The sequence below is a fragment of the Bacillus sp. X1(2014) genome (assembly GCF_007678255.1).
Map to the genome: position 1 here is coordinate 1 of NZ_VEED01000033.1, position 24,366 is coordinate 24,366.

At 32.9% G+C, this 24,366-nt stretch carries 34 protein-coding genes; 26 read left to right on the plus strand and 8 right to left on the minus strand.

Annotated features, from left to right (window positions below; translation table 11 throughout):
- The first annotated feature begins 431 nt into the window (after nt 1-431).
- From FS608_RS28435 to FS608_RS28500, 13 genes are all read left to right on the plus strand, one after another.
- Nucleotides 432-962 carry a sigma-70 family RNA polymerase sigma factor gene (locus FS608_RS28435; protein ID WP_313958747.1) on the plus strand — a complete coding sequence of 177 codons (531 nt, stop codon included), beginning with the start codon at nt 432-434 and terminating at the stop codon, nt 960-962.
- Nucleotides 952-1,998, plus strand: a complete 1,047-nt coding sequence (locus FS608_RS28440) for a DUF4179 domain-containing protein (RefSeq protein ID WP_144555920.1) — start codon at nt 952-954, stop codon at nt 1,996-1,998. Before FS608_RS28435 ends, FS608_RS28440 begins: the two co-directional genes overlap by 11 nt.
- Before the next feature lie 94 nt (nt 1,999-2,092).
- A complete protein-coding gene (locus FS608_RS28445; RefSeq protein ID WP_144555921.1) occupies nt 2,093-2,773 on the plus strand; it encodes an Ltp family lipoprotein in 681 nt (226 codons plus the stop codon).
- Nucleotides 2,774-3,278: 505 nt separating this feature from the next.
- A complete protein-coding gene (locus tag FS608_RS28455) occupies nt 3,279-3,527 on the plus strand; it encodes an HPr family phosphocarrier protein (RefSeq protein WP_186328939.1) in 249 nt (82 codons plus the stop codon).
- Nucleotides 3,528-3,579: 52 nt separating this feature from the next.
- The gene (psiE, locus tag FS608_RS28460; RefSeq protein WP_144555923.1) at nt 3,580-4,044 is read left to right on the plus strand and encodes a phosphate-starvation-inducible protein PsiE; all 465 of its coding nucleotides are present in this window, start codon (nt 3,580-3,582) and stop codon (nt 4,042-4,044) included.
- Nucleotides 4,045-4,048: 4 nt separating this feature from the next.
- Nucleotides 4,049-4,234, plus strand: coding sequence for a hypothetical protein (locus tag FS608_RS31030; protein ID WP_144555924.1), 186 nt, complete (start codon nt 4,049-4,051; stop codon nt 4,232-4,234).
- Nucleotides 4,235-4,546: 312 nt separating this feature from the next.
- Nucleotides 4,547-5,095 carry a hypothetical protein gene (locus FS608_RS28470; protein ID WP_144555925.1) on the plus strand — a complete coding sequence of 183 codons (549 nt, stop codon included), beginning with the start codon at nt 4,547-4,549 and terminating at the stop codon, nt 5,093-5,095.
- Between the two features lie 86 nt (nt 5,096-5,181).
- Nucleotides 5,182-5,457: a hypothetical protein gene (locus FS608_RS28475; protein ID WP_144555926.1), complete on the plus strand. Its 276-nt coding sequence runs from the start codon at nt 5,182-5,184 to the stop codon at nt 5,455-5,457.
- 388 nt (nt 5,458-5,845) lie between these two features.
- On the plus strand, nt 5,846-6,262 hold the full coding sequence (locus tag FS608_RS28480) for a hypothetical protein (protein ID WP_144555927.1): 417 nt from the start codon (nt 5,846-5,848) through the stop codon (nt 6,260-6,262).
- An 840-nt stretch (nt 6,263-7,102) separates the two neighbouring features.
- Nucleotides 7,103-7,486, plus strand: coding sequence for an IolE/MocC family protein (locus FS608_RS28485; protein ID WP_144555928.1), 384 nt, complete (start codon nt 7,103-7,105; stop codon nt 7,484-7,486).
- A gap of 761 nt (nt 7,487-8,247) precedes the next feature.
- On the plus strand, nt 8,248-9,000 hold the full coding sequence (locus tag FS608_RS28490; RefSeq protein ID WP_144555929.1) for a hypothetical protein: 753 nt from the start codon (nt 8,248-8,250) through the stop codon (nt 8,998-9,000).
- A gap of 74 nt (nt 9,001-9,074) precedes the next feature.
- Nucleotides 9,075-9,644, plus strand: coding sequence for a hypothetical protein (locus tag FS608_RS28495; RefSeq protein WP_313958748.1), 570 nt, complete (start codon nt 9,075-9,077; stop codon nt 9,642-9,644).
- 286 nt (nt 9,645-9,930) lie between these two features.
- Nucleotides 9,931-10,131 carry a cold-shock protein gene (locus FS608_RS28500; protein WP_007083691.1) on the plus strand — a complete coding sequence of 67 codons (201 nt, stop codon included), beginning with the start codon at nt 9,931-9,933 and terminating at the stop codon, nt 10,129-10,131.
- A 188-nt stretch (nt 10,132-10,319) separates the two neighbouring features.
- Here the strand turns inward: FS608_RS28500 and FS608_RS28505 are convergent, their stop codons facing one another.
- The 3 genes from FS608_RS28505 to FS608_RS31535 form a co-directional block, all read right to left on the minus strand.
- Nucleotides 10,320-10,529 carry a hypothetical protein gene (locus tag FS608_RS28505; protein ID WP_026565193.1) on the minus strand — a complete coding sequence of 70 codons (210 nt, stop codon included), beginning with the start codon at nt 10,527-10,529 and terminating at the stop codon, nt 10,320-10,322.
- A 138-nt stretch (nt 10,530-10,667) separates the two neighbouring features.
- On the minus strand, nt 10,668-10,853 hold the full coding sequence (locus FS608_RS28510; RefSeq protein WP_144555930.1) for a hypothetical protein: 186 nt from the start codon (nt 10,851-10,853) through the stop codon (nt 10,668-10,670).
- 279 nt (nt 10,854-11,132) lie between these two features.
- Entirely contained in the window at nt 11,133-11,261 is a 129-nt protein-coding gene (locus FS608_RS31535; RefSeq protein ID WP_260871857.1) for a hypothetical protein, read from the minus strand.
- A gap of 501 nt (nt 11,262-11,762) precedes the next feature.
- On the opposite strand from FS608_RS31535, the gene FS608_RS28515 reads away from it, so the two are divergent.
- Nucleotides 11,763-12,197, plus strand: coding sequence for a hypothetical protein (locus FS608_RS28515; RefSeq protein ID WP_144555931.1), 435 nt, complete (start codon nt 11,763-11,765; stop codon nt 12,195-12,197).
- A gap of 281 nt (nt 12,198-12,478) precedes the next feature.
- On the opposite strand, the gene arr is transcribed toward FS608_RS28515, so the two are convergent.
- Nucleotides 12,479-12,895 carry an NAD(+)--rifampin ADP-ribosyltransferase gene (gene arr, locus FS608_RS28520; protein ID WP_144555932.1) on the minus strand — a complete coding sequence of 139 codons (417 nt, stop codon included), beginning with the start codon at nt 12,893-12,895 and terminating at the stop codon, nt 12,479-12,481.
- A 303-nt stretch (nt 12,896-13,198) separates the two neighbouring features.
- Between arr and FS608_RS28525 the strand changes: the two genes are divergently transcribed.
- Complete coding sequence (locus FS608_RS28525) at nt 13,199-13,585, plus strand: hypothetical protein (protein ID WP_144555933.1); 387 nt, start codon at nt 13,199-13,201, stop codon at nt 13,583-13,585.
- Nucleotides 13,586-13,759: 174 nt separating this feature from the next.
- On the plus strand, nt 13,760-14,425 hold the full coding sequence (locus FS608_RS28530) for a DUF3885 domain-containing protein (protein ID WP_144555934.1): 666 nt from the start codon (nt 13,760-13,762) through the stop codon (nt 14,423-14,425).
- 302 nt (nt 14,426-14,727) lie between these two features.
- On the opposite strand, the gene FS608_RS28535 is transcribed toward FS608_RS28530, so the two are convergent.
- Nucleotides 14,728-14,901, minus strand: coding sequence for an asparagine synthase (locus FS608_RS28535; protein ID WP_144555935.1), 174 nt, complete (start codon nt 14,899-14,901; stop codon nt 14,728-14,730).
- Nucleotides 14,902-15,388: 487 nt separating this feature from the next.
- Nucleotides 15,389-15,634 carry a hypothetical protein gene (locus tag FS608_RS28540; protein ID WP_144555957.1) on the minus strand — a complete coding sequence of 82 codons (246 nt, stop codon included), beginning with the start codon at nt 15,632-15,634 and terminating at the stop codon, nt 15,389-15,391.
- Nucleotides 15,635-15,950: 316 nt separating this feature from the next.
- On the opposite strand from FS608_RS28540, the gene FS608_RS28545 reads away from it, so the two are divergent.
- The 4 genes from FS608_RS28545 to FS608_RS28560 all read left to right on the plus strand — a co-directional run bounded on the left by FS608_RS28545 (nt 15,951) and on the right by FS608_RS28560 (nt 18,299).
- Nucleotides 15,951-16,406 (plus strand): hypothetical protein, encoded by a 456-nt coding sequence (locus tag FS608_RS28545; RefSeq protein ID WP_144555936.1) that lies wholly within the window; start codon nt 15,951-15,953, stop codon nt 16,404-16,406.
- Between the two features lie 155 nt (nt 16,407-16,561).
- Complete coding sequence (locus tag FS608_RS28550; RefSeq protein WP_144555937.1) at nt 16,562-17,128, plus strand: hypothetical protein; 567 nt, start codon at nt 16,562-16,564, stop codon at nt 17,126-17,128.
- 193 nt (nt 17,129-17,321) lie between these two features.
- Complete coding sequence (locus FS608_RS28555; protein WP_144555938.1) at nt 17,322-17,807, plus strand: SMI1/KNR4 family protein; 486 nt, start codon at nt 17,322-17,324, stop codon at nt 17,805-17,807.
- Nucleotides 17,808-17,894: 87 nt separating this feature from the next.
- The gene (locus tag FS608_RS28560) at nt 17,895-18,299 is read left to right on the plus strand and encodes a hypothetical protein (RefSeq protein WP_144555939.1); all 405 of its coding nucleotides are present in this window, start codon (nt 17,895-17,897) and stop codon (nt 18,297-18,299) included.
- 152 nt (nt 18,300-18,451) lie between these two features.
- Here the strand turns inward: FS608_RS28560 and FS608_RS28565 are convergent, their stop codons facing one another.
- Complete coding sequence (locus FS608_RS28565) at nt 18,452-18,664, minus strand: hypothetical protein (RefSeq protein WP_144555940.1); 213 nt, start codon at nt 18,662-18,664, stop codon at nt 18,452-18,454.
- Between the two features lie 539 nt (nt 18,665-19,203).
- Here FS608_RS28565 and FS608_RS28570 point away from each other — a divergent pair.
- Complete coding sequence (locus tag FS608_RS28570) at nt 19,204-19,572, plus strand: MerR family transcriptional regulator (RefSeq protein ID WP_144555941.1); 369 nt, start codon at nt 19,204-19,206, stop codon at nt 19,570-19,572.
- A gap of 338 nt (nt 19,573-19,910) precedes the next feature.
- Here FS608_RS28570 and FS608_RS28580 read toward each other — a convergent pair whose 3' ends face one another.
- Entirely contained in the window at nt 19,911-20,282 is a 372-nt protein-coding gene (locus tag FS608_RS28580; protein ID WP_144555942.1) for a VOC family protein, read from the minus strand.
- 373 nt (nt 20,283-20,655) lie between these two features.
- On the opposite strand from FS608_RS28580, the gene FS608_RS28585 reads away from it, so the two are divergent.
- The 5 genes from FS608_RS28585 to FS608_RS28605 all read left to right on the plus strand — a co-directional run bounded on the left by FS608_RS28585 (nt 20,656) and on the right by FS608_RS28605 (nt 23,307).
- Nucleotides 20,656-21,423: a DUF817 domain-containing protein gene (locus tag FS608_RS28585; RefSeq protein ID WP_144555958.1), complete on the plus strand. Its 768-nt coding sequence runs from the start codon at nt 20,656-20,658 to the stop codon at nt 21,421-21,423.
- 293 nt (nt 21,424-21,716) lie between these two features.
- Nucleotides 21,717-22,112 (plus strand): transcriptional regulator SpxA, encoded by a 396-nt coding sequence (gene spxA, locus FS608_RS28590; RefSeq protein WP_144555943.1) that lies wholly within the window; start codon nt 21,717-21,719, stop codon nt 22,110-22,112.
- Nucleotides 22,113-22,165: 53 nt separating this feature from the next.
- On the plus strand, nt 22,166-22,300 hold the full coding sequence (locus tag FS608_RS28595) for a BA3454 family stress response protein (RefSeq protein WP_144555944.1): 135 nt from the start codon (nt 22,166-22,168) through the stop codon (nt 22,298-22,300).
- A 145-nt stretch (nt 22,301-22,445) separates the two neighbouring features.
- Nucleotides 22,446-22,859, plus strand: a complete 414-nt coding sequence (locus FS608_RS28600) for an RrF2 family transcriptional regulator (RefSeq protein WP_144555945.1) — start codon at nt 22,446-22,448, stop codon at nt 22,857-22,859.
- A 112-nt stretch (nt 22,860-22,971) separates the two neighbouring features.
- On the plus strand, nt 22,972-23,307 hold the full coding sequence (locus FS608_RS28605; RefSeq protein ID WP_144555946.1) for an IDEAL domain-containing protein: 336 nt from the start codon (nt 22,972-22,974) through the stop codon (nt 23,305-23,307).
- Nucleotides 23,308-24,366: the final 1,059 nt, after the last annotated feature.

Here is a 24,366-nt window from a genome sequence, read left to right on the forward strand (position 1 = left end):
CAAGTAGAAAAGTCATCACAAGCCCCATCGACAGAATTATAATATCGTTTTTGAATGAAATACTGAGAAAAGTAGTTGTAAATCCCCGTGACAATGTCAGGGGATTTTATTATAAGGATTAATTGCTGATTGTTCTTAAACTACTTACAAAGGCAAGGTAAGATTGTGAAATATTGTACTTACACTAACGGGTGCTTTACTTTAATAAGAAGTAAAAAAGGATCTTCCGATCGAAGATTCTTTTTTCATTGCCTATAAGGTCACAATTGCTTAGTATTTTTGCTAAGGTTCTGTCTGATAGAAGAACTACTTTTCTGCTATTAAACAAATTCTTATCAAAAATGACTAAGTATTTTAGGATATATTAAAAAACCTTCGGCTAAAAAAGGAAGTTTTCCGTCTAATAGGTATACACAAAAAAACAAAGGAAGGTGAACAACATCATTGGGTCTAATCACAGAATTCCAGAGGATAACGATAAAGTTTATTTAGGGCTATTTCGGCAATACGAACAGTTTATTTATAGGATGGCGTATGTTTACGTGAAAAATAAAGATGATGCACTAGACGTGGTTCAGGAAACAGCATACCAGTCCTACCTAAAATTTAATACTTTGAATGACTTGAAGCTTTATAAAACTTGGATCATTAAAATTACAATAAATTGTGCTATTGATTTATTAAGAAAAAAAAAGAAAGTGATTCCTTTAAACAAGGAAGTTGTTGAATTTGTATCTAAAAGTACGGAAGATATCCCTTTGACACTAACACTACAAGATTTGTTAGACGCACTAAATGAAGATGAAAAAACTGTTCTATTACTAAAATACTATCAAGGATACACTTTTAGTGAGATTTCGGAGATATTGAATACACCATTAAGCACGGTGAAATCCGTTTTATATCGAGCATTACAAAACCTTCGTAAAAAAACTAGGAGGGCTGATATGTATGGACAATAAGATAAGACAAGAGTTAGATAAAATAGAGATTCCAGAGGAATTAAATAGCAGGGTAATATTAGGGATGGAGAATGCAAAAAGAGATTACGAAAGGCAACTTAAACCTGAAAGCAAGAGTGATAGAAAAATATGGAGTCTTAGAAGAAAAATAATGTTTTTCAGCAGTGTTGCTGTATTATTACTTGGTTTGTTTATAAGTTCTGCTTTTGTTTCTCCTGCAATGGCAAAAGTGATTTCAACCATTCCATATTTAAGTTCAATTTTTAAATCAGAACCCATAGGTAGCCTAATTTTTGACGAATTGAAGGAAAAAGGATACAAAATTAGTGGAATAGGAACGGGTTACTCGCCACAAAAAACATTCTATGTAACAGTAGAAGGAACAGACGATTATTATAGCGAAGTCAAAGATGAAGTTAAAAAGATAGTAGGAGAGATTTTAGAATCAAAAGGCTATGATGCCTTTTCCGTAGAAGTCAAAAAAGAGCGAAAAGAAGATTATGTCCTTAGTGAAAAAGAATTGAATGAAAAAAGTATCATCGAAAATGAGGTCACAAAAAAATTAAAAGAACTAAACTATAAATTTGATAGGGTACAAACTGACCCAACGGAGAAAACAATTTTTATTAATATAGTCGGTTCCAAGGAGTATTACCATTCCGTTCAAGATGGTGTTAAGAAAGTGGCATTAGAAGTTGCGGACGGAAATAAATATTCAGGTTATAAAATTAATGTAACTAGAGTAACAACGGAGGTAAGACCAACCGGTAAAGGAGGTCAAATTACATCTACGATTGCTGATGGGCTTATGGCAAAAAAAGAGTTTAAAGTTACAGGGGTAGGTTATAAGGATAAACCTTTGAGCTTTATTATAAGTACCTCTGTCTTAAGTTCTGATCCAACAGCTAAAGCACTTGGAACTAAAATCGAATCAATGATTGTTGAATTTCTACAATCCGAGGAAATATCGCCAATAGTAGATAACGAGCCTTATGAAATTACTGTAAATAGTAAAGACAATAAGAAGATAAACTGAAGAGCAATGGCTGCCGACCAAAGGCGATGTTTGTTTGATAGGTGAATATTGTCATGATATACTAATATTGTAAAATAATAAGGGGGCACTGGAAATGGAGAAGAAACAAAAACAGAAAAAGCCATTTTATAAAAAATGGTGGGTTTGGGTGATTGCAATTATTATTATTGCGTCTGCTGTCAACGGCGGCAACGATGAAGAGACAGCGGACACAAACAAAAATGAAAGCAAGGCGCCTGTCACCGAAACAGCAAAGGATAAGCCAGAGGTGAAAAAAGAGGAACCAAAAAAAGAGGTTACGAAGGCAGAGGATAATGTTCCTGCAGAATATAAGTCTGCTTTGAATAAAGCTGAAACGTATGCAGAAGCAATGAGCATGTCAAAACAAGGAATTTATGACCAATTAACCTCAGTAAATGGTGAAAAGTTTTCTCCAGAAGCTGCAAAATATGCAATGGATCATCTTGAATTTGACTGGAAAGCAAATGCTTTAAAAAAAGCTGAAACCTATTCAGAAACTATGTACATGTCAAAACAAGGAATTTATGACCAACTTATTTCTGAAAACGGTGAAAAATATACTAAAGACGAAGCACAGTATGCAATTGACAATATTAAAGCCGATTTTAATAAAAATGCCTTGGAAAAAGCAAAAACTTATCAAGAAACAATGAGTATGTCACCAGAAGCGATAAGGGACCAACTGACTTCTCAAAATGGTGAAAAATTCACAAAAGCAGAAGCTGATTACGCTATTAAGAATTTAAATAAATAAAACGTAAAACGCCTTTAACTAAAGAATTGGTTAAGGGCGTTTTATTTTCATTTAGGGAGCGAGCCTCTCTTAATAATCGGGGGTGACGATGCTAAAATGAGCATTGCCTTTTTACTTTGTATAATAGTCAGTTTGTGAAATATTGTACTTAGAGTAACGGGTGCTTGAGTTAAACAAAAAGGGTTGCTGCTGCGGCTTTTTTCTTGTTCCACTTGTTCCATGATCGGGCCATTTTCTTGAAAAAGAAGTTGGATAAACGTTTCATTGACTCTCCAGGAAAACTTAGGTTGTACTGTAGGTATCATCTTACCGTTAATAAAATAATATCAGGCTGATAATGCTTCCATTTAAACAAATTTCCTTTTTACATACGGATTATTCACTTTTTTAGTGTTATATTTTCTTCCATTTTTTATTTTATGTGTTAGATAATATTCCATTTTTTAACTGAATTTCTATTTGAGATGATAAGATAAAAGTAATTCATGATAAGGGTGGGATCGATTTGACAATCCATAAGGAACAAATTCTTTGTCAACAGCTGACCCGTGATGCAATTGTAAGATTAGTAGGGAAGGCCAATGAATTTGAAAGCTATGTATTAGTAGAGATGCATCAAAAATGTATAAATGCAAAAAGTATATTATGCATGTCCATGTTCGGCGGAAAAAGCGGTATCATGACTTTACATGCTTCTGGAAAGGATAGCAAAGAAGCGGTTAAGGTATTAAAGACAATTTTTACGAAGTGCTAATGGAATAATAGTGTAGTATTGTGTCTGCGAAGATAAAGGAGGTTATCAATGAATGAGAGATACGTGGAGGATTACCTCGCAAAAAGCGATTTTTGAGTTTAGTAAACTTCCGGCTTTTCGTATCGCTGTCCCATCAATATTACAATTTATCTTAAATGCATCATTAATCATACTTGCGACGGTGTTATGTATTTTAATGGCTAAAGAAATCTTTCATTTTGTAGAATTCATTGTCACATCTGAAGCAACCAATTTTCAACATTTCTTCGAACAGATCCTTGTCTTTTTTCTCTATTTTGAATTTATCTCAATGATTGTAAAATATTTTTACGAGAACTACCATTTTCCGATGAGATACTTTCTCTACATTGGCATTACAGCAATGATCCGCTTAATTATTGTGGATCATGACAACCCATTCAATACATTATTACATGCTTTCGTTATCCTCATTTTAATTTTGAGCTACTATATTATTAACAAAACACCTTCCAGGAAAAGCATCAATAATAAATAATTAGTTGAATTACCATCACCTAATACCAGTTGATTTTATTAAGCTCGGTACACACGAAATACAAGAAATGAAACTAGATTTTGGGAATTTAGATGATTGGGGAATCAATGGACTTATAGGACTTGATATCTTAATGAATGGAAAGTTTATCATTGATTTAGAGAAATTAGAATTAGTTCAAAATCATTAAACAAAATATGAAATGATAAAAATTAGAATATGTAAAAAGAAATTGGTTGCTATTCAGCAATGCCAGGCAATAGCTGTGGTAAAAGTCTTTAAAACGATCCTCAACAATCGGGTGCGATACTTCAAGATGGAGGTCGTCTTTTTTTTTTGCAAAGAAAGATTGTGAAATGGTGTACTTAAACAATCGGAGCAGATTAGTTCAAGAAGGATTGAACTCTTATTAGTGGGTTAAATTGGTAACAAATGAATTGAAACATCATTTGTTAGGGGAACGTATAAAGAGAAACATTAAAAATTTGAAGGGGTTTAATTAATGGACGATATTAATAAAAAACATTCTGGGACAAACAAGAAAAATCGTCAAGTCCAATTAATAAAAATCATCAGACGTATTTGGTATGTTTCATTTGTTGTGGGAGTTGGAGCAACCATGTCGCAATACAAATTTCCGTTTAAGGAAATGTTTTGGATTATCTCTATAACTTCACTAATTCTTGCTTTTTCTTGTACTGTCATGATCTTTAAAAAAGACTATGAAATAGTAGACCGTGTTCTTTATACAATCGCTACAATAGTGTTATTGGTTATGAACCCACATTGGCTAGACGTTCCTGCATATTTAACAAATGATTATGAAGTTGTTAAAGGAGTTCCAACTGAATTTGATTATAGAAGTTCATATAAGGCAGGAAAGTATTTACATGTTAAGGTTCAAAATGAGGAATTGAAATTGCCGACAAATGTTCCTGAATCACATTCTGATGGATGGTTTATCATTCGTTACCTTCCGAATTCAAAGTTCATCATGGACTTTAAGATTCTAACAAAACAGGAAACAGAAGAAAAACTGAGGAAGGAATAACTTTCTGTTTAACGATTGTTATGGTGGCTCTTATTAAAATGAATTACAGTATTTGCCCATACTAACAGTGAAGGTTGGACATAAAAATGAGAATTATTCGTCTTATAGCGATTCTTACTATTGTTGCAGGAATAATAGGATGGATTATCACTTTTAGCGTAAATTCAGATAATAGTCCATATGCAATGGCTTGGCAAACAACTTGGATAGTTAATCCAATCGGGTTTATTCTGAGCATTATTCTGGTTAATAAGCAAGTAAAGTACGGTATCTTGTTACTTGTATTAAATTTAATTTTAACTACCAGTGTTTTCCCAATGTGGTTTTTGATAGACTTTATGAATATGTTAATAGAGGGTTGAAGAAGGAAGAAATATGGTTTTTGTTTGCCTATTGGTTTGGTTGAAGAATCCTTCGTTTAGGAGGGTTCTTTTTTAACCTAGCCTTTCTTCAACTACCATGAAAATAAGTTTCTTCAAGATTAGAAAATGACAATACTTAAGAAGACCCTACTCAAACGTTAAAAAAAGAGGAGAGCGATAATAATAAGTCTATGGATTAGGGTTGACTGGATTAAGGTCAGTATCAGTATTGACACTTCCTAACCATTTTCATTCTCTGTGGTGAAGCACTGATTTTGTGCTGCATGGATGGCTAACGGGGCAGGTTAGTTGAAGTAAAATATGCTAGAATTAAAGTAAATTATTTAGTGAGCAATGGAGTTAAAAAATGCTGAACTTGTCGGGGAAGGTGGCTGTATATCAACTTGGATTGGGTATAGGGTATTTTAAACTTCCTAAAGTAGTGGAATGGGTTGATTTAACCATATTACAACTGGACTCTTCTGAAATTCCTAATCAATTGTACGAAGTTTCGTTATCGAGTAATAAAAAAATCGATTACGTTATCAGCCTTTTAAGTGAAATTACCAGAGGAAATTACATAGAAAGTGCATCAAAAGTTATATTAGGCCTTCTGTGCAAATCATTTGAGAAAAAAGAAATCGAAATTCAACAAATGGTCACTTTGATGTATAGATTAGCTTGGGAACGAAATATTGAAGATGAAATATTTTCAAAAATAAATGGCGATGGATATGGAGATATGCAAAGTGTGAAAAAAGAAATACAGGAATTTTTAGGTAATATGAAATGTACGGTGAGTTAATATAATGCTTGTTTAACTAACGGAGGCTTTGTTAAGGACGATGATCGCTGCGGCGGTCATTTTTTCTTGTTGAACTAACGGGCAGGTGTGCGGCCGAGCCTAGGTCGTATCATATAGCGGGTGGGATTCCCGCCGAGTAAGAACTAGCCATTCGCTTGTAGCGAGTCTTGGAGGGCTAAAGGTAACTTTAGTCTTTAAGCGTAGACAGTTATTTGGCGGGCCGAAAGCCTAATGGTTGAAGGGATTGGGCTCCATAATGTTAGTAAATCGAGAGGGCAGATGCTTTACCTGCAGCAGAAAGCTACATTTTATCCTTCGTTAGGGACAAGATGGATAAAACCTCTCTGGAGTCAGAGACCTTGGCACGTTACACATCGATATGATACGGCAACTCGGGAGATCCTACCGGTCTTTTCTTATTAGAAGAGTATGGTGTACAAGCGATAAAAAGCAAGAAGACCAAATGCTGTGTAGGGAGTCGGATAGCAGCGTAGTACCAATGAAGTTGGGTAATGCCAATGGAGGAAAGGCTAGCTACCAGTTATCGCCCTTACTAGGGAAACATTTACTACACTCAGAGGTAGGGATAAGTGGAAACAAAACTACTAAGGATAGCAGAAGTAGCAAAATCTCAATCTAAGAGATTAGCTACATTTTTGTGAATGGTAACTAGGAGGAGCCGTGTGCATTAATATGCAAGCACGGTTCTGTGAGGGGGTGGATTACAATCTACCGCAAGGTAGAAAGGCTCCATTCTACTCGACTAGTTCAAGAATTATATTACTTCAAGAAATGAGCGTATGGTAAAATTTACATATCGTTATTAGAGGAGGAATATATTTGAAGAAAAAGAGATTCCAAGTTTTTTTATTTATCTATTTATTTTCATTATTAATTATAAGTGGGTGTAATAAACCACCTGAGCAGGATATAGGTGATGCTGTGTCGAAATCAGAGGATTATTATAAAAAGTCAAAAGGTATTGATTGTGTTGGGGCATTTGATGGAGAAAATGCAAAACTTAGACTTTTACTCGGAGAGCAAAAAACAGAACAAGAGGCAACTAAGTTATTTAATGAAATGTTAAATACTATCAAAAGGTATTCAAACAATGCTGACACTTGGGATTACTACAACGCCAAATTAGATTTAGCATATAAAGATACCATTATATTTGAAGGAACTAAGGAAGCAGGAAAAAAACTTATAGTTAATGCTAAATAAAAATTTATCACCGCTCCTAGTTCTACTAAAGGGGCAGGTTAGTTTAAGTGTATTTCTTCACAATATTAAGAAAAAAGTATTCTTTCTTTGTTAGTAAAATCGTTTTTTTATATTTGTCTGGTGTCACCAAACTAAATTAAAGGCATTTCTAAAATTGTGTAAATACTAAATCAATTAAGTACCCATTATATTGAATGATTTGAACAAAGTTTATTATTTATTGCTGCGAACAAAACAGCCATGTTCATACCTAGCTGTTGAACTTCCGCGCTTTAATATTTTTTAGTAATTATAATATTCTCTCTACTAATTCTCCGACTTGCTCTGCCATAACGCGTGGCGGATAAGGTATTCCTTCTTTAAGCTACCATTCCACCAGTTCAAAGTATGCAGCGGAAACAATTCGAATAATGATATCTTCGTTTAATCCTTTATTTTTGCCTACGGTAACATTGACTTCGTCTCTTAAGATGGGGATGGGGAAGCCAACTTTTTACGAGGTACCGCCAACAAAAATGATTTTTAATGTACCGTATTTATGATACGTTTCATCATAATGAATCAATATGAAGTATAGAAATTAGAGAATCTCTAATAATAAAAAAATTAAGAGGACAAACTTTAGGAATTCTTTTAGTATCGGAGTGAACCGTGTGCATAATAGTTATTGGTTTTTTGCATTACTCATTTCAAGTACGATACTGTTTTGTTTTATTTTATTAAAAAAAAGAAACACTCGAACCCTGTTTCTTTATTTAACAATGGTTGGATTTGGTTATATCATCGAGACCAATATATTTAATTTCTTAGGAAGCTATGATTATAACCCCAATATTATCAAGCGTAATTCATTTTATGACAGTGAATTGGGAGCGTTTTTCTCAAACGCATTATCTTTACCGGTCACAGCAACCTTGATAGCAACTTTCCACTTAAATTGGCTTTGGATCATCTTTTTTTCTGGATTCTTTGTAGGGATTGAATGGTTATTTTTAAAGCTTCATATCTATACACAGCACTGGTGGAAATTAGCATATACAGGATTAGGTCTCCCTTTATATTTTTCTTTAGCTAAGGTTTTCTATAAATGGATTTTACACCCTTCAAGGGGATTCAAACACAATTTGATGCTCTATTTAATCACGGGTTCCATATCTGCCAGTGCCCATATTCTTCCGATGCTCTTTTTCTTGAATAGATTTTATCGCCCTAGATGGTTTGAGAATGTAGGGAAAGATTCCATTGCATTCTCAGCAATTTACTATTTATGCGCAAGTCTTTTTTATTGTCTTATGATTAAAATCAATTGGAAACCAAAATGGTTCAAATATATTTTAACAGGTTTATTTATTTATACTGTGAATCAAGTTCTTGAAAAGATTGGAATTCTTCATAGTCTCGTGTGGTGGGACCAAATTTACTATATTTGTTTAGCATTATTTCTTATTTTCCTTGTTGGAGTTATAGATAAAAGATTATCTAAACAAATAGTAGTCGATAAAAATCCATCCTAATAAAAACAGGTGCAGTCTTCATTTAGACGAAATTATTTGTAAAAATATGTACTCCAACTAACTGGGTGCTTGAGTTGAACAAAAGGGTTGCAGCTGCGGCACTTTTTCGGTCTTTTTTGAGTTGTATAATTACTCATTTGCAAGGTATAACTAACTTAAAAAAAGGGAATTTCATGATAGGATTAATCGTCGCAATAATCATATTTAATTTCATTGCATTTAAATTTAATAAACGACTCACTCTTAACCAAATAATTAACATTTGGGTGTTTACTATTGCATTCCGACAAACCAGTGATGTTTTTCTTGATTTTAAATATCATGCTTACTGGTACTTTACAAAAGATATTGATTGGATTGCGTTACCTTTCCATCTTGTGTTAATTCCTTCAATTAATATGATGTTTTTAAATTGGTTTCCATTTCGAACTATAATAATAAATCAAATTTTGTACATAACCATTTGGGTAATTGGTAGTTTAATTTATGAACTAATTGCATTACTACCTGACCCTTGGGGTTACTTCCATTATGGATGGTGGAAACTATGGTATGACGCAATTGCTGACCCAATACTTTTTCTTATTCTTTTAGCATATTACAAATTGGTATGTAAGGCAGAAAAGAAGCTCAAGCTTGGTTAACACTGAAAAAAGGATTAGCAATATTGTGTATTATTGCACTTACACTAAAGGGGCTTTACTTGAATAATAACAACATAAGAATCCAAACTAATTGTGAAAATTCAGGAGTGGCAAATATGGTTGCGTTTATGTCGTCTTGCAAATACTTTTAAAAAATGTTAAACTTTAGAAGAATTATTTTTGGTCGGTGTAAAGGATAGTATAAGATTAACTTTTCGTCTTTATGATCACTGAGTGCAAGGATAGTAACACATTGTGTGCAAAGCACACAGCAGGAGGAAACAAAATGGAACAAGGTAAAGTAAAATGGTTTAACGCAGAAAAAGGTTTCGGATTTATCGAACGCGAAGCTGGAGACGATGTATTCGTTCACTTCTCAGCAATCCAAAGCGAAGGTTTCAAATCTTTAGACGAAGGTCAAGCAGTTACTTTTGAAGTAGAGCAAGGTCAACGTGGTCCCCAAGCTACTAACGTTCGTAAAGCTTAATAATAAATAATAATGTTGGATATAGACAGGCTCTATTTTAGAGTCTGTTTTTTATTTACGTTAAAAACAAGAAACCCCACTCACGAATGAATGGGGAACATGTAAACAAGTAAATCAAATGGTAATCAAAGTGTATCACATAATCAATCAAAAATTCTACTAATTATCAAATAAAAATAAGCATCCGATTATTCGGATGCATACTTAATTATTCCATGTAAATAAACTGAGTATTCTCTCTGTACATATTCTCTTAATTTTATTCTTTGTTCTGTTTCTAATACTCTAACCAATTCTTGAATCTTTTTTTCATCTTCTTTTGTAGTAGGAATCTCTAATGAAAACATATTACCTCGACTACCATTTAATAATCTTTTTAATAACTCAACTTTATTCATTGGGTCATCCCCTTTAGTTGTTATATTCGACATAAATTGGACTTTTTCCTTGGAATATCTTATATTGTTTCAAGTTTTACCGACTTTCCACTAAAAGCATCTGATTATAGGTACCCTGACAGAAATGGGTAGCTTTTTTTATTTGCTTTTTTTATACCCACCTTCTACCAATCTAATCATATCACGCCCTGAGGTCTTTTCTGTTTCATGATAACCTTGTTCATCACGCAAACTCAAGTACCAGTTGCTATCGTCGTCTTCATTTAGCCTATATAACTTATTGGTAAAAACATTAGTATAAAAATCTCCATTTCTTAGCCTCATAATATCCCACCTCTAATGTATATAAACTGTATTATGCCCAAGATAAGCACCTGGAGCCATTAGATACATATACAGTCCAAAAATCCCATAGATATACAAGGAAAAGACGTGACAATCAAGGGCGTAGGGACAGAACATGGAAAGTATGTAAAGTAAGGAATGCCTGCAGCTGAATTTTTCCTTCTTCAGCTAACGAAGCAGGATAGTTGAAGAAGGAATTAATTATTAATGCCTCATTTGACACAGAAAGCGACGAAAAAGAAAAAAACAGAAAAAGAATCACCCTTTTCCTGTTTGATCTTTGATATCCAATAGTAACCGAATAATAACAAAACTAAATATAGTCGAAATGAAAGCAGCAACCAAGCCTAGTGAGATAATGGTACTGTCTTTGTTTTTCTTAAACATAAGTTTCTCCTTTGTAAAACAATTGTAAAGTTAGTTTATCCAAGTATAACCAATTATTTGCATCTATTTCATAAATACTTACGTCATTGAACGAAGAAAATGTGCAGTAAATGAGAAAGGGCTTGTTAAACTAACTGGGTGCAAGAGTTAAAGATTGGGATGGCTACGGCGATCCCTTTTTTATTGAACTTACGGATGCAGAATAGTTGAACAGGAAGATGCTAAAATTACAATAGGAACTTTTGTTTTGGGGGTAATAAATATGGATTTTGGCAAACAGTGTTCTTATAAATTACAAGAGATATCCAAAGGGGAAATAGATGTGTTCTTCAAGAAAAGTATGATTCTTAAAAATAAGTTTGTGAAACATTGTACTTAAAGTAACGGGTACTTTACTTCAAGAAGGAGTAAAGCCTTTTTCTTATTCAAGTAACGGGGCAGGTTAGTGGAATAACTATGTTATAATGTAAGAAACAGAAGAGTTGTTATAGGAAGTGAAAAATGTTTTTTTATTATTTAATGCTCATACTTGGAGTATTGTTTGTAGTAGGCTCAGCAATTTACTTCATTCTAATGTTTATTGACAAAGACTACCCATTATTAGAAATAGGTAAATGCTTTTTAGCCTTTTTATTTGGTGTTTTACTTTTAGTTGTTACTCTCCCAAGTTTAAAATATGTTGTGCTTAAGGAATATGATGTCGCCAGTGGGAAATGTGTTATCGAAATAGATTCATCAGGTCGTTCTTCTGAAGCGGATTTTAAAATGCTCGATACAAATGAAATGTTTTCCTTCAGAGATATTCCTGCACTAAATGCTTATCGAAAGTCAATACCTTATTATTGTGAGGTGACAGTTACAAAAGACCATGAGTTTGAAATTAGTTATAAAATATATAATGCCAAAACACGAAAGTTAATAGTAACAAGTAAATAGCCTTTGTTTACAGTTAAGTGTTACCATAAAGTAGAGTAACTAAGGGAAAAGAGTTTAAGTGTCATCTTAACTGGTGGCACTTTTATTTTTATTAATGTTATTGAAAAAATTAATGAACAATACGAACAGAATGTGAAGTATGGTGCAATTAAAATTATGGATTATTGGCATATAGGATTGAAAAATTATGTACTTAAAAATTTTTACATATTGGAATGATTTTGATAACGGAAAAGAAAAAAAGCCCCTCAATGATTGAGGGGAAAGTGTTTATTTGAAAATTAATCGTATATCACATTTTTTCCTTCTTCACTTAATTTCTTTAAAGATGTAAGCATATGATTTATCTCTTCATCAGAGTGTCTTTCCCATGAAGCTAATTCAGCTATTATTTTTAGAGGTGATTTAGATCTATATGAGCGTGTTGGGTTTCCAGGAAATCTTTTATCAGTTAAGTTAGGATCATTTTCAAAATCTCCTAATGGTTCTACAATGTAGATTCTTTCTTTTGAATTAGATGTTGCTAATTCAGCACCCCATTTGGCAGCATTTAATGTTGCAGTAAAGTATATATAGTTAGATTTTTTTTCTTGGTAATTTGATAAGTGTTGCGGTTCTAATAAATCACCAATTTCTAATTCTGCTTTAGTACCATGAAAAAAAGGACCATTATCTAAGACATCTTTTTTGTCATTCATACTGATACACCTCTTCTATTTTTAGATTTGTACTTAAAGTAAAATATAGTGTAGAAATTACAAAAAAATACTCTATTATAAAAATATAAATAACGGTATAATGTTAGTAGAGAGAATGATATTGAGTAATTCTGTTAATGATTATTTTAAATTTATTAAATTAAATGATACTAATATTTATAGTCCAGCTGCCATTCTAGGCGGCTTTTTCTTTTTGTGCTAACGGGGCAGGTTAGTGCAATAAGGATTTTTGGGAATGATAAAGAAAACTTCAAATATACAAGTTGAATCAAGGTGAGTTAAATGAGATTTAAAGTGAAACTTATTTTGATAACAATAATCACAATACTTGCTGTATTTAAGGTTGGTAAATATGTATTGGATACATTGTTTGGAGATATGTGTGGAAATGATATTGTACAAAAAGTCCCTTCACCTAGTGGTGAGAATGTGGCTTATGTTTTCGAAAGAAGTTGTGGTGCAACAACAGGATTTTCACCTCAATTATCCATTTTAGATAAAGATGACGATTTTCAAAATGAATCTGGAAATACATTTAGGTCAGATAAAGACTTTTCTTTTGAATGGATTGATGAAAAGAACCTAAAAGTTATTTACGATAAATCCTCTGAAACTTACGAAATGGATAAAAAAGTGAATGGGATTGAGATTGATTATGTTCGAAAATAAGAGAGATTATGTCTTGTTCAACTAAAGGGTGCAATAGTGGAAGGACGAGGATTGCTGCAGCGATCCTTTTTTTGTTATTGAGCTAACTTGGCAGGTAGTTCAATAAGGAATGGTATAATTATTAGCATTAAATAATCTAAATAACATTGATTTTTTGAAAGTGAGAAACAATAAATGAACTTAAAACATTATCTAAACGAAAAGTTTCCAACAGTGGACTTAATTCCTAGTATTTATTATCAATGGGACTCTGGTATTCATTTTTCACTTGGAGGAGACCTATATCAATTTAATGAGAAAGATGAACTAAATCATGTTATGTTTCAACTTGTATATGAACAAACTCTTACAATATTTAATGAATTATTTGACCAAGATGATGACTTGTTCCTTGTAACTAATCTTTATAAGCACAAAACTAAAGAAAAACGAATCAAAAAATTGCATGTCTATAAGCGTTTTCTAAAGAATAAAATTGATTTAAATAAAATTCATGTTAAGTCATATCCATATCCGTTCGAGATGGACGATGATAAAGAATATGAGATGCAACAATTTTCATTAAAATGTCAACGGAAAGATTTCAATGTACATCAATTACTTAAGGCAGCTTGCAATGAAGATTTTCCATTGAACCCAAGGTTTGGTGGATACTCAATAGGTTATCCAGATGTATTTTTTGTTAATGTCACTAAAGATATTATTTTCTTTATCTATGACGATAGAGGTTGTGAAGTTATTGCACGGGATGTAGTTAGATTACGTTCACTCTATAAGAAGTATTTTGATTGGGTTGAAGATGTTGATAGAAAAAGGATTGAAAGTGGATTAGGGCTTTAATGATTGAATGGGACTTACTTTCTAATGCAACTAACTGGGTGCATTACTGGAACAACAGTAATGGTTTTTCTTATTGAAGTAACGGAGCAGTTTAGTTGAAGAAGGAATTGATTATTAATGTCGCATTTGACGGAAATTGCGACAGAAAAAAAGCGTTGAAATGACGCTTGAAGAAATTGGAGTTTTGTAAATGGTTACCTTACGTAAAGGATTAATCTATATTACTAATATAAAAGTCCTAATTGGAGTTGTTTATGTCACCCTACAAGGAAAAGAGAGCACAATTTTGTGCTCCCCTTAAATTAACTTCGATGCTCAAAAAGGTCTATTGTTCCTAGTACAATGTGGGCTAATCCAAATCCAAAAACAGTGTTTGCTACCATTTTATTAGATCCACGCTTTTGTTTTAATGCGTAACCAGTAGCTGTAACAGCAGATCCTAATATTGTGGGGATTAAGCCTTCACGAATATTCATGTTCAATATCCCTCCACATCAAAGTTAATCGGTGCATTTACACCAAATAATATTATTATCTAATAAATGAATTTTTATGTAATAGAACCATATTGACAAGTCATGAAAACATAGTCGAGGGCATGAATACTAAATATCGAATGTTGGAAGTTCAGTATGAAAAATTAAAGAAAAAGCATCAAAGGTTAGTTGAAAACTTATCGGAGTTAATTTCTCAAAGTCAAAAATAGTTACGTCTAACTACGATTCTAATGTGCAATAGAAAAACTGGTGCTTATTAAAGTAACGGGAGCAAAAGTTGAAGACCCAGCTGCCTTTTTTGGCGGCTTTTTTTATTGAAGTAACGGGGCAGTTTAGTGCAATAAGAACTAATAAAAAAGCTATGTTAATGGATAATGTTGATTTTCGAATTAAAGAAAGGGAACTCCATATAATCTTGGAGTTCCCTTGTTCATTTAAAGCCCCAGCTTGTTAAACAACGTGAAATTTAACCACCTATTCCTTTAGCTACCAATAAGAAAAATACAAAAACTAGCACCGCACCATTAGATAAAACGCCAATTATTCCTGATAACCATTTCTTTGAAATTACAGCAAAAATTATTCCGAGTATCGAAAAAGAACCTAGAATAGTAATTGCTAACGACAAATCTGCGTTTGGTCCTCTGAGAATAAAAAACATAAGTACACTAATCAACACCATTAGAATTGAAAAAACTCCAAACTTATTCATATATTGATTCAACCTCCTATCCCAATTTTTATAAATATGCTGGATATCAACCACAGTTCTGCCCATTAGCGGAATATCGCTTTGTTGTTCATTTAGAAAATTCTGGTAACCTAAGTTTAGCATAAGTTGCAACTGTTGAGAACAGGCAGCTTTCTATAAGCCAACGGGTGGAGGATGTGAAGTCGGAGCTGTCATTTTGGCAGCTTTTTTATTCCATAAACCGGAAAGTTTGGCTCAATAAGTATCTAGAAGGAAAAGATGGAAACTGTATCGAATTACCATTTATTAAAAACTAACATTAAGGGTGAAAAGGATGATGAAAGACAAAAAACGTTTCAAAAAGACAGATAATAGAATAGTACACGGTAAGACACCAGAAGAACGTTTTAAGGAATTACACGGAATGACAATAGAGGAATGGAACGAACAACAATTCAAGGCTAGAACTGGAATGACACCCGATGAAAGGTATATTAATGAGGCGAAATCTACAACGCTTTACGATTTTATTAAAGAACGCTACGGAACTGTTACCGAGGATGATATAAAACTTGTTAAGGATTTGCAACTTTTGGGGTTAAAAGATGACGTTATATATGTGTTACTTGATTATGATGCAATTGTAAGTAGAATCGGAATGGTTCACCCGATGGTAATAGAAATGGGTGAAAATTGGTTTAATGAAAAATATTTACAATTGAAAAAGCGATTTCTTACGTTAGGGAACAACAGAAAAATATATGTGATTATTTATAAAAATGAAAGTTTGTGAAACATTGCACTTAAACAAATGGGTGCGTTTCTACAATAAGCGGAGACGCATTTTTATATTGTTGTAACTGGGAGAATTAGTATTAGAAGGAATAATTAATTACAATATAGAAGTAGTTCCAGTTAGTAAACGAAGTTTCGAAAAGAGGTTAATAAATGTTTAGGATTAATTTTCAAATAGAAGACTCGCCTACACTTAGAAGTTGGTTAACCGAACCAGATTTTGACCCATATTTACATTTAAATGGTTATATAAATATATCTTATAGAGAAAATAACTTCTTTTTGAATTATTTACAAACACCTTTGGAAGGAAGGATTCCTTTTGAATCCAAAATGAGGTATCTAATTGTTAATATAGTTAATGACTTGTTGTATTTTTTAGCAGAATTAGATAAACCTGGCTTATACGAATTAGGTGAATCACCTAACATTTATAAGCTAGTCCTGGTAAATGAAAATAACCAAATTCAATTGTTTATGCACACCGATTTTGAGGAAGTTGAAGAAGATATAAAAGTACATTGGTATGACGGTAAGAATAGTTTATTTGAAGAAAATATGCCAATAAAGAGTAACTTTATTATCGATAAAGAGGAATTTTTAGATGGTGCGTTAAAATCAATCCAAGATTTTTTCAATACTGTAACTGATAACTTTCCTGAACTAATAACTAATGAATATTTTATTTTATTAAAAAGTAAATATGATAAAGTGAGATAAATCTAATGCTGTAAAAAGATTTGTGTGAAATTGTGAAAAAATGTACTTATGCTAACTGGTGCATGAGTTAAAGAATGGGATCGCTGCGGCGGTCCTTTTCTTTATTGCACTAACGGACAGGTTAGTCGAAGAAGGAGTATCTAACTTTAATGCCGAAATACATAGCAAATAAACAAATATAGCGGAGGAAGGAATGGATAAAAATGAGTTATACGAGTCTGCATTAGAAATGATTAAACGCTCTAAGTTTTCAACTAGAGTTGCCACAGATACAGAAATTAACTTACTTAAGGATGAACTTAGTGAAAGCCTCCCAGACTGGTTAATTAGCTTAATGTATCAAGTCCCTATATGTAGCAGCCAACTTGTTGTTCCCATTTCATTAGAAGATGAGGAATTTGAATTATTAATCGATTTTCTGGACCCAAAAGAATTAATCCAGGAAAACAAATCTCTAGTACCTGGATGTGCTGTTTTCGATAGAGGGTATCTCTGTATTGGAGTAGAGAGCGGAATAGGTAACCATTATGCAATAAATTTAAAAGAAGGAAATAATCCACCTGTTTATTTATTGGACCACGAATATGGTGAAGATACTGAGATGATTATAAAGAATATGGAGGTTTTAGTAGAGAGATTATCAGATCTGTTTTCAATAGCATTTATTAATGAAGATTAACCTTAATATTATGTCAGTTATATATTATTACTGAAAGCAATTTGTTTTCAAAACGCTACCAATGATTTATAAAATAGGGGTGGTAAATTGAAGAAATTTGTATTTCTGATTTTTTTCTTACTATTTTTTCTATCAAGTTGTTCGCAAGTAGCCGGTATGCATAATACAGGATTAGAGAAATCCATAAGTTCTATTATGGAGAAAAAAAGCGTGTCGAAAATAAATATTAACTCTCTAACGGACTTCGATTGGGATAAAGCATATCTAATAACCCCTTATACTGATCAAGAGACTATAAATAAGCAACTTGGTGTTGAATTCAAAGACCCAACTAAGATAGTTTATCGAGATGATATATATTTGCTCGTATTTCTTGATAAGAATAAAGTAGTTCAGTATGTTGAAATACCAACGAAATATGGACAGTTGATGCGCGGAAATAAAGATGGGTTTACGCCTTCAAATGCAATCATAAAGATACAAAAGAATTAGAAATTTGATATCATATAAAGTTCTTCCTGATTGGGTGCAAGAGTGCAAGATCATAATGAGTTGCAGCGGCAGCTCATTTTCTTATTGTGCAAACCGACAGTTTAGTTGCATAAGAAAAAACGCTTAATGAGTATTTGACTTTATACTGTATATTAATTAAGGTTTGTTAAATTAAAGTAAATAGCTAGTAAGTAAATAATTATATGCGTCACAGCCCAAATTTTACTCAAAAACATTAAGCAGCCTTTTTCACTTCTTAAGAAAATAAGTACACCCAGAGCCATTATTACAGTGATGAGATATAAAGGGCTATAGGTTAGTTGCGCCAATAAAGTAGTCGTCGGTTGTCCTTCTAAGTCAGTCATTTTGCCTCCAAATTAATAAATAATATCTATTTTATCAGAATTATCTTAATGAGTAACTACGAGAAATCTCAGGAAGAACTTATTGTAAAGTACGAAAATATTATGTACTTTTTTTCCACGAAAGGGTGCTTTAGCGAAAGATTAGATCGGAATAAGACAACCCTTTAATTATTTCAGTAACTTGCCTCTTGATTGGAAAGAAATGAAAAAAACAAATCAGAAGACTCAGAGAACTATTTGGACCAATGTTAAATGGGGCCAAGAAAGTCAATTGTTTAGATATTCCTGATTAATATAAATTTATGGCTGAAGAACTAATAGAGATTTTAAGGTCTCTAGAGTTTCAAACTATATCGAAATACCTTAATAGAGTTACTGCAGCTGCTCTTTTTTATTAAATTATAGTTTGTGAGGGTAAGGTCAATAACTCCTATAACAATAAAAGCAGAACTTGATATTCTTGGATTTTTAAAGGTTAAGAGGTGTAAAAAAATAAGGGAGTCCAGTTAGGATTTCAAATAATTTAGGGGAAATGTTCAATGAAATTTTTTATTTATCCGTTTAGTGCCTTGATTATTGGAATATCAATAATTATAGGTGCATCAATCTTAAAGGGAACTTTTTTTACAAACCAAAATGATTCAAGCATTAAAAATTCTTCAACGTCGGTTTATTCTGTGAATACTTCAAATATCATGACGAAAAAACAACTTTCAGAATATCTTCAAGTTAACGAAGAAACGATTGATAGCATAATGAAAGAAGATAGTAGACAAAAAGTTTTAATGGGTGGCTCTTATGAAACATACATGTTTCTTCCTTATTTAAAAATTGGCAACCAAGAACGATTTTTAAAGTCAGAAATCGATCAATGGTTAAAATATCAAAATGATAATCCTCTTAATTAATAGCCTTAATAAGAAATTTGAATAAACTTTTACCCACTTAGAAGATTCTCTAATGAAATAAGGGGTGAAAAAGCTTCGGTTCCGGCTGCCATTCTTGGCAGCTTTTCTTGTTTAACTATGGAGGAGTTTTTACAGTATAATTTTGGATATATTCATCGTAAATTACGAAATCTCTTTAGACGTTAACAACCTCCCCGTTGAAAATGGGGAGGTTGTGTTGTTGAATCTCATTTTAGTAAAGTTAAAATATGCCGTTCTCGTTAGGGGACTCCTCAGGTATGGGGTGTCCAATATCGCACAATTCAACGATTTGGTTATCTTGTAATTCCTCATTTTTTTCACCGATGCTGATCAAGAAGAATTTGATTTCCGTCTGGATCTTCAATGACCAAATGAGCGGGTCCATCAGTGGTTTCATCTGCTTCCGTCAGCATTTTTATACCTTCAGCCTTAAGTTGTTTTTGAATGTCTCGAACGTCCGTAAACGTTTCGAGATTCTCAGCATTTTGATTCCATCCAGGATTAAAGGTCAGAATGTTCTTTTCAAACATCCCTTGGAACAACCCGATGACACAATTTTCATTCTTCATAATCAGCCAATTTTGCGTAATGTCACCTCCAAAAGCTTGAAATCCTAGTTTTTCGTAGAATGATTTGGATAAATGAATATCTTTGACGTTTAAACTTACAGAAAATGCACCTAGTTTCATATGATCTCCTTTTATTAAGTGATGTGGGTAAACCACTTTATTTCATTTAACTATAAATGACAATATTGAAATTCACAACATTTTCCATAAGGTGAAATGGACAATGAATTTCCATTAAACTTTAGAGCACTCCTTTGAAAAGAGGAGTGCTTTTAATCTTTGTATAAGATCAAAAGAATGTTTATAAGCAATAAAAATATAATCATAATCATTAATTATTTATTGTAAAACAATAAAACAAATGGTAAAATCATATCAAAGTTAAAGAAAGAACTTTCTTACAAAAATTAGAATCAAATTCATAAAAGGGGAGTTACTCATGAATTTACCCATCCAAAGTGATTCTCAGAACAAACCTTTGAAGACACAAATCATAAGATCACTTAAACAACTTGTTCGTTTTGGCTGGGAGCAGGCCCTATCATGTTTGTTTCCTGTCGTTATTTTTGCCTCTTTGGCTATTACACAAGTCATCCCACTTCCCTTCCTGCCGCGGTATGACTGGCTGCTCATCATTTGTCTTCTGATGCAGTGGGGGATGGTGCGTTCTGGGCTTGAAACACGTGATGAACTTAAGGTAATCACTTTGTTCCACCTTATTGGACTTACTCTTGAACTTTTCAAGGTGCATATGGGCTCTTGGTCTTATCCGGAAGAAGGATATTTCAAAATTTTTGGAGTCCCTTTGTATAGCGGATTTATGTACGCGAGTGTAGCGAGTTTTCTTTGCCAGGCGTGGAGGAGGCTTAAGGTTGTACTGGTTAAGTGGCCACCGTTTTTGGTGGTAGTACCTCTTGCCGCAGCGATTTATTTGAATTTTTTCACCCACCATTATTGGTTGGATGTTCGTTGGTGGTTATCTGGAATTGTGATAATTGTCTTTTGGCAATCATGGGTCACATACGAGGTTGGCGGAATTCGTTATCGCATGCCTCTCGCGCTTTCGTTTGTACTTATTGGATTTTTTATATGGGTTGCTGAGAATATCGCAACGTTCTTTGGAGCTTGGAAATATCCAAACCAAACCGATGCTTGGAGTCTCGTTCATTTAGGAAAGGTGAGTTCCTGGCTGTTATTAGTGATCGTTAGCTTTCTGATTGTAGCAACGTTAAAGCAGGTTAAAGTGGAAAAATCCCACTAGGATAAGGAAAATCGTTTTAAACAAAAGAGTCTGACTACATGTTAAGTTGTAATACTTATTTAGACTCATTTTCTCGCCAATCATCCCTTATGTTTCAAAGGCTTAAGGGATTTTTTCTAATTAGTTCAAATGGTGAATATCAAAATGTATTAAACAGACATATGATATTCAATCAAACACTTGCCCATTGACAAAATGAACTGTAACGTTTATATTTACAGTATGATAACTGTAAATATTTTTGTTACATTTAATTATGTTGGGCATAATATTAGTTAGGAGTGTGTAATGCGATGGTAACTTTATATACGACACCAAGCTGTGGGTCTTGCCGAAAAGCAAAAGCTTGGCTTGAGGAACATCAAATAGACTATATAGAAAGAAACATCCTATCTCATCCTCTTACAATCGATGAAATTAAATCGATTCTTCGCATGACGGAAGAGGGGACGAGTGAAATTATTTCAACGAATTCAAAGTCCTACCAAGAGTTAAATATAGATATTGAATTACTTCCGCTTAATCAATTGTATAAATTAATCATTGAGCATCCCAAAATGGTGCGCCGACCAATTATCATGGACGAAAAAAGACTACAAGTTGGCTATAATGAAGATGAAATTCGTAGTTTTCTGCCGCGAAAAATTCGAAACTATTTGTACAACGAATTGCAGAAAGAAGCAAATTAAGGGCAAAAAACATTGTCTTTACAAGTAAAAATTTACAAAAGGAGGAACAACAGATGATTGAAGTATTCGTAAAAGTATTATATAAAGATCGAAATTACCATACCAATGTCATAGTGAAAAAAGAGATGACCTGGGAAAAAATTAAACAGATTGCTGAAGAACAAGTGAAAAAACAATGGGATATTTAAATGTATTAAACATTGAAAGCTATATGCTTGACTAGCTAATCTGTAATATTTACTGTTACAGTAAGTTATGAATTTTATTAAATATCCAGAAAATATTGTTATCGTAAAAATAGATGAGAAGTTTTTTGTCTTAGGAGGCAAGCTCATGAATAGTGATTTTACCCTTGCCATTCATAGTTTAACATATCTTGCGTTACAGACGGACCGCATGTCAACAAGTGATGCGATCTCGGAAAGTGCTGGCGTCCATCCGGTACGGATTCGAAAAGTACTAAGTTTGTTGAAAAAACATGGATTTATTAAATCTAAAGAAGGAACCGGCGGAGGATTTCTTTTTGCGCTCGATCTAAGTGAAGTAAATCTTTGGGATATATATAAGATCACATCTGAAGGTGCACTGCAGCCCAAATGTCCTGAATCCAATGAAAGATGTATTGTAGGAGCAAATATGCAAAAAGTCCTATGCAGTATTTTTTTTGGTGCAGAAGAACATATGGGAGAATATTTAAGGGACTATACAATTAAAGAAGTCGTAGATCTTGTTAAAATGCGCAAGTGACCGATAGTTGGTTGCATATTACTTTAATTAAAATGTAATAAAAAAGATTACAGATAAATTAACTCTGCATATTATAGGATTAAATGAAAAAATTTAAGAAGGTGAAAAAACTATGTTCTCCAAAAATCATACGGTTTTAAATACAGGAGATTGGATTAAGGCAGAATCACGGGAAGGTGAATTAATTATTGGTTATATCGAATCACTGTCTAGTATAGAAGGAATAGTGAAAGTAACCGTTGTTACAAGTGATAATAATCAAACGATTGGTAAAACCATACCTATTTTAAGTAACCGAGTGAAAAAACTGCCTGTTTCAAATGTAACCAATAAGGCACAAATTGAATTTCTCCTAGATCTAGCTTTATCAACTGGAGATAAGGAATGGTTTTTGGCGCTTTCTTCAGAGTTAAACGCGATGAAGCAGCTTGCTAATGGAGTATATTAAGCCTTCAGCGAATTCAGGAATTTTGTTCCTTATTCGTTATAAAAATCAAAATCACCATTTAACCAGATAAAAACACTCCATCACAATTTGTTAACGGGTTCCGTTGCCTATCGCAAACATTAAAAATGTAACTTAAAATGAGTGCCAAATTGTATAAGAATTTGGCACTCATTTTTATTGATGTAAAGCGATTTGTAGTGAATTACGCTAAAAAATTGTATAGGTAAATTCCCCTCAATTTGTAAAGTTGCAATGGCGTTTGTACCCCAACAATTTTATCCGCATTTTGATATACAATTCGTCAAACTAAACGGGATATTAAGTTTAAAAATAGTTGGATAATTAGGTTAATATTGATGGAGTTTGTGAAAAAATGTACTTAAACTATCGAGCAGTTTAGTTAAAGAACGAAAAATGATACATTTAGAATATATATTCTAAATTTCAGTCTTAAAGGGGTCGAGTATGAGAGAAGAAATTAAATCTCAATTAGGAAGATTAGTGGGTTTGAAATTACAGTATGCAGGACGGGCATCTAACCTCTTTTGGCTTAGCTTTGGGGATATAGTTCAAATAGTCTGAAGAGGCAGAACCGAGGAAACGGCAGAATACGCTTTACATATCCAATGTTCGTGGAGAATTACATTAGGAAACAAAATTGTTGTTGCTTCAAGGGATTTTTATTCCCCAAACTCACAATGGGATGAAAAAAATGAGGATTTCGATTGGGATATACAAGGTAACAACAGATTTGATGAACGTATTAATACTTTTATAAAAGACAATGGACAAATAGAAGTATTACAAATTGATTCTGATGAAGTTGGTGGATTAAATGTCACTTTATCTAGGGGTTACAAATTAGAAGCATTTCCTGATAGTTCAGAAGACGATGAACAAAGTGAACACTGGAGGTTTTTTAACCGAAAAGATAATAGTCCTCATTTTGTTGTTACAGGAAAAGGAATTGAAAAGTTTTGAATTTAATATTGTGAAGAAATGTACTTAAAGTAACGGGTGTAAGAGTTGAACAAGGAGTTGCGGTTAATACATATTCAA

What these genes read in the sequence shown, in the direction of transcription:
- FS608_RS28440 (WP_144555920.1), top strand. Translation starts at nt 952, where the DNA reads ATGGACAATAAGATAAGACAAGAGTTAGATAAAATAGAGATTCCAGAG.
- FS608_RS28445 (WP_144555921.1), top strand. Translation starts at nt 2,093, where the DNA reads ATGGAGAAGAAACAAAAACAGAAAAAGCCATTTTATAAAAAATGGTGG.
- psiE (WP_144555923.1), top strand. Translation starts at nt 3,580, where the DNA reads ATGAGAGATACGTGGAGGATTACCTCGCAAAAAGCGATTTTTGAGTTT.
- FS608_RS28470 (WP_144555925.1), top strand. Translation starts at nt 4,547, where the DNA reads ATGGACGATATTAATAAAAAACATTCTGGGACAAACAAGAAAAATCGT.
- FS608_RS28475 (WP_144555926.1), top strand. Translation starts at nt 5,182, where the DNA reads ATGAGAATTATTCGTCTTATAGCGATTCTTACTATTGTTGCAGGAATA.
- FS608_RS28490 (WP_144555929.1), top strand. Translation starts at nt 8,248, where the DNA reads ATGGTTGGATTTGGTTATATCATCGAGACCAATATATTTAATTTCTTA.
- FS608_RS28500 (WP_007083691.1), top strand. Translation starts at nt 9,931, where the DNA reads ATGGAACAAGGTAAAGTAAAATGGTTTAACGCAGAAAAAGGTTTCGGA.
- FS608_RS28505 (WP_026565193.1), bottom strand. Translation starts at nt 10,529, where the DNA reads ATGAATAAAGTTGAGTTATTAAAAAGATTATTAAATGGTAGTCGAGGT.
- FS608_RS28510 (WP_144555930.1), bottom strand. Translation starts at nt 10,853, where the DNA reads ATGAGGCTAAGAAATGGAGATTTTTATACTAATGTTTTTACCAATAAG.
- FS608_RS31535 (WP_260871857.1), bottom strand. Translation starts at nt 11,261, where the DNA reads ATGTTTAAGAAAAACAAAGACAGTACCATTATCTCACTAGGCTTGGTT.
- FS608_RS28515 (WP_144555931.1), top strand. Translation starts at nt 11,763, where the DNA reads ATGTTTTTTTATTATTTAATGCTCATACTTGGAGTATTGTTTGTAGTA.
- arr (WP_144555932.1), bottom strand. Translation starts at nt 12,895, where the DNA reads ATGAATGACAAAAAAGATGTCTTAGATAATGGTCCTTTTTTTCATGGT.
- FS608_RS28525 (WP_144555933.1), top strand. Translation starts at nt 13,199, where the DNA reads ATGAGATTTAAAGTGAAACTTATTTTGATAACAATAATCACAATACTT.
- FS608_RS28530 (WP_144555934.1), top strand. Translation starts at nt 13,760, where the DNA reads ATGAACTTAAAACATTATCTAAACGAAAAGTTTCCAACAGTGGACTTA.
- FS608_RS28535 (WP_144555935.1), bottom strand. Translation starts at nt 14,901, where the DNA reads ATGAATATTCGTGAAGGCTTAATCCCCACAATATTAGGATCTGCTGTT.
- FS608_RS28540 (WP_144555957.1), bottom strand. Translation starts at nt 15,634, where the DNA reads ATGAATAAGTTTGGAGTTTTTTCAATTCTAATGGTGTTGATTAGTGTA.
- FS608_RS28545 (WP_144555936.1), top strand. Translation starts at nt 15,951, where the DNA reads ATGAAAGACAAAAAACGTTTCAAAAAGACAGATAATAGAATAGTACAC.
- FS608_RS28550 (WP_144555937.1), top strand. Translation starts at nt 16,562, where the DNA reads ATGTTTAGGATTAATTTTCAAATAGAAGACTCGCCTACACTTAGAAGT.
- FS608_RS28555 (WP_144555938.1), top strand. Translation starts at nt 17,322, where the DNA reads ATGGATAAAAATGAGTTATACGAGTCTGCATTAGAAATGATTAAACGC.
- FS608_RS28565 (WP_144555940.1), bottom strand. Translation starts at nt 18,664, where the DNA reads ATGACTGACTTAGAAGGACAACCGACGACTACTTTATTGGCGCAACTA.
- FS608_RS28570 (WP_144555941.1), top strand. Translation starts at nt 19,204, where the DNA reads ATGAAATTTTTTATTTATCCGTTTAGTGCCTTGATTATTGGAATATCA.
- FS608_RS28580 (WP_144555942.1), bottom strand. Translation starts at nt 20,282, where the DNA reads ATGAAACTAGGTGCATTTTCTGTAAGTTTAAACGTCAAAGATATTCAT.
- spxA (WP_144555943.1), top strand. Translation starts at nt 21,717, where the DNA reads ATGGTAACTTTATATACGACACCAAGCTGTGGGTCTTGCCGAAAAGCA.
- FS608_RS28595 (WP_144555944.1), top strand. Translation starts at nt 22,166, where the DNA reads ATGATTGAAGTATTCGTAAAAGTATTATATAAAGATCGAAATTACCAT.
- FS608_RS28600 (WP_144555945.1), top strand. Translation starts at nt 22,446, where the DNA reads ATGAATAGTGATTTTACCCTTGCCATTCATAGTTTAACATATCTTGCG.
- FS608_RS28605 (WP_144555946.1), top strand. Translation starts at nt 22,972, where the DNA reads ATGTTCTCCAAAAATCATACGGTTTTAAATACAGGAGATTGGATTAAG.